The 2,586-nt window shown below is 31.2% G+C and carries 3 protein-coding genes; all 3 read right to left on the reverse strand.

The window, feature by feature from the left end; translation table 11 throughout:
• Positions 1-243: 243 nt before the first annotated feature.
• On the reverse strand, positions 244-858 hold the full coding sequence (locus BP92_RS0113585) for a hypothetical protein (protein ID WP_026726527.1): 615 nt from the start codon (positions 856-858) through the stop codon (positions 244-246).
• Between the two features lie 143 nt (positions 859-1,001).
• Positions 1,002-1,712, reverse strand: coding sequence for a hypothetical protein (locus BP92_RS0113590; RefSeq protein ID WP_026726528.1), 711 nt, complete (start codon positions 1,710-1,712; stop codon positions 1,002-1,004).
• 175 nt (positions 1,713-1,887) lie between these two features.
• Positions 1,888-2,403 carry a MepB family protein gene (locus tag BP92_RS0113595; RefSeq protein ID WP_026726529.1) on the reverse strand — a complete coding sequence of 172 codons (516 nt, stop codon included), beginning with the start codon at positions 2,401-2,403 and terminating at the stop codon, positions 1,888-1,890.
• Positions 2,404-2,586: the final 183 nt, after the last annotated feature.

Genomic DNA, 2,586 nt, shown 5'->3' on the forward strand with positions numbered 1-2,586 from the left:
AATGATTTGCTTTTGATCAATGGATTTGCAAAAGCAACAGACGAATATTATTGTGGACGATTAGCAGAATTTCAAAAAATGAATCGCAAAGCACAACTTAAAAAAAGAGGTATTTACAAGCATGTAAAAAAGTTCTGATTTGTTGTACTTATGTTGTACTAATGGATGTTTTAAAACTAAAAACATCAATAAATTTAGTACTTTACAGGCGTAATGGAGCTAAACCGCTGTTGTAGCTAGTTTTTATTGAATAAAAGGTTCTGAACTTGAAATGTATTTCATATCGTCTAGATAAATTATTGCAATTATTATAGAAATAATCCAAGAGATTGCGATAAGCTTTACAATACTTAATTCAGTATTATTTAATTTTGGGGGATTCTTAAAAAAAAATGGTACTAAACATAAAATAAAACCTGAAAAGAAAATTATTCTCATAAAGTTTTTATTTTTGGTTTTATGAAAACCAGCCAAATTGTAGTCAAGTAATTCTTCATTATTTACTTTTAGTTTGTAAATGTTTTCACCAAATTTACTAATTGTTATAGTAGTGTCTTTATGGATTAATTTTAAGAATTTTTCTTTTGAAATGTATTTATAGTCTATTCCTGAGATTTCATACTTACCTTCATTACTATATAATTCAATCCAATAACTTGTTGATTTTCCTTTTGAACTTTTAAAAGCTGGTTCCTCAGTGAGTTTAATATTAATGTTCTCAAGTTCGTTTAGATTTGGGTGATTAACTGAAAAAAATGTAAAAATTGAAAGGAATAGGAATATAAATGTAAAAATTTTAAATCTATCTTTTTTTTCATTCCATGTCAATTCATTCCAAGGTTTGTCATTTTTACTCATAGGTATTCAAAAATTAGCTACAACGTTTTGCCGCTTTGCGAAGGCGGGGTTTTTCAGCACTAAACTTCATTAGATACACAAAACTTGAATTTTGCACTTCACTGTCATAGAAGTACGAAACCCCCGCTTTTGCAAAACGGCTGTTATGCGGTCGGCTTTCTTTCATTCGTCAGTTGATTTTGTTCAAATTCGTCAATTAATTTCTCGCATTCGTTTTGGTCAGAAACATATCTGTCACTGTCAAATTGCTCCTTAAAATACTTATAAAGTTCAACAAACTTGTCGCCAAAAATTTCTGTCCAAGATTGGTCTTGATTTTCTGTTAAAGTCAAATTATTTGCAGAAACAATCACAATTATTCTTTCTCCTGGCTTGTCGTCTTTTAAGTTTGATTTCCAAAAGTGAAAAACGATTTCAATTTGTTCTTTGTCTATATGTGTTACTTGCTCGTAAAGATATTCGTCTAATTGTGTTTTGTTAATTTGAATAAGATTTCCATCTTCGTCAACTTTATTGAATTCAACTTTTACGTTTCCTGTAAGTTCAATTGTCAATGGAAATGCAATGTTGTCAGAGTCAATAGGCAAGTTATATCTCTCAATTATTTTGTCGGCAAAAACGTAAGTTGAATAGTCGTTAAGTATTAAGCTAAACTTATCAATATTTTCATTCACGTCAATTATCCAACTGTCGTGTAGTTTGCAAATCAAATACTTTTTAAAAGTCCCAAGTCGGTTTGCGTTGTTCTCCAAAAAAGCTGAATAAGTGTCTGTGTTGAAGATTGGTTCGTCCAAGTCAACAAAGTCGTCAGCCAAAAATGGTGCAATTGTCTGTATGTTTCTTTTATCTGTCATTCGTTTCTGTGTCGTCTTTTAAGCTGCCGCATAACGTCCCGCCGGCTTCACGAAGTGGCGAACTTCGGGACAATAAATTTTCCACTAAGATAAAATTTAATAGCGAAAAACAAATATGAATTTACTAATATTCTCGCCATTTTGTGAAACCGCTGTTAGCTGTTCGTTGCTTTTTTTAGGTTAGTTCTTTTAACAACTTTCTTGCTTTGTTTATGTCGGTTTCGGTTCTAATTTCTACAAAATATTTTGTTTGCCAATTTTGAGTTTTTTGTGCTTGTTTGCTTTCTGTTACGCTCCAAGTAGGATAAACTCTTATTCCACGTTTTCCTTGTCCACTTTTAGTTGTCAGAATTTTGTTTTCACTTAAAATTGTTTTGTCAAAGATGAAAACTCCAAATTTTTCTTCTTGTCGAGTTGCTATTATATAAAATTCAAATTCGTCGTCGATATTATACGGTTCAGTTATTTTGTTTTCGTTTCGTTTCCAAATTGTTACAAATTGACCCGTTTTAGTCGGTGTAATTTTTGCCATTCTGAATTTTGCTTTTTGTTTATTCAGCTCAAAATTATGTGCGAAATATTCTTGGCTTTCAATTTCAGTTTCTACATTTTCAAGTACTATTCCGCAAACCTGAAAAACACGATCATTTATAAGTTCAATTTCGGAAAATATTTTGCTGGAATTTGTCAATTTTGGATTAATTAATTTTCTGTGAGTTCAGTTTTTCTGCGTTGCACCGCAATGACAGCTAACGTTTCGCGGCTTAAAAATGTGGCGAAAATGCAACACCAAGCCTTCACAAATATAACCAAAACTTTAAATTAAACAACTGCGCCATTTCAAAAATTCCCGAAACCAGCCATATTTTTAAAC

Origin of the sequence: Flavobacterium sasangense DSM 21067, assembly GCF_000686885.1 — a bacterium.
GTDB lineage: Bacteria > Bacteroidota > Bacteroidia > Flavobacteriales > Flavobacteriaceae > Flavobacterium > Flavobacterium sasangense.

Bases quoted from the DNA above. Each gene is read 5' to 3' on its own strand.
- BP92_RS0113585 (WP_026726527.1), bottom strand. From the start codon at position 858: ATGAGTAAAAATGACAAACCTTGGAATGAATTGACATGGAATGAAAAA.
- BP92_RS0113590 (WP_026726528.1), bottom strand. From the start codon at position 1,712: ATGACAGATAAAAGAAACATACAGACAATTGCACCATTTTTGGCTGAC.